Raw genomic sequence first — 221 nt, 5'->3', positions numbered from 1 at the left:
GGCCAAGGGGGACGGCAAGACCAAAAATACCGCGGCCCTGCAGCGTGCCATCGATGCCTGCGGCCCCGGCGATGCCGTCTACCTGCCTGCGGGCGTCTACCTGACGGGGGCGCTTCAGTCACGTTGATACGCTGTTTTTCGGCACCAGTGCGCAGCATACAGGCACCCACGGGCTGGTTGTCAAAGACCACATCCACACGGTACTCCGTCTGGGGTTCCAG

1 protein-coding gene is annotated in these 221 nt (G+C 63.8%); it reads left to right on the top strand.

What is annotated here, in order from left to right; all coding sequences use genetic code 11:
* The coding region (locus H6B10_RS16895; protein WP_275951113.1) for a glycosyl hydrolase family 28-related protein at positions 1-127 on the top strand (127 nt) is incomplete at its 5' end.
* Positions 128-221 lie beyond the last annotated feature (94 nt).

This window comes from Gemmiger formicilis (genome assembly GCF_016901605.1).
GTDB lineage: Bacteria > Bacillota > Clostridia > Oscillospirales > Ruminococcaceae > Gemmiger > Gemmiger formicilis_B.
This window is presented reverse-complemented; position numbering and strand designations above follow the sequence as displayed.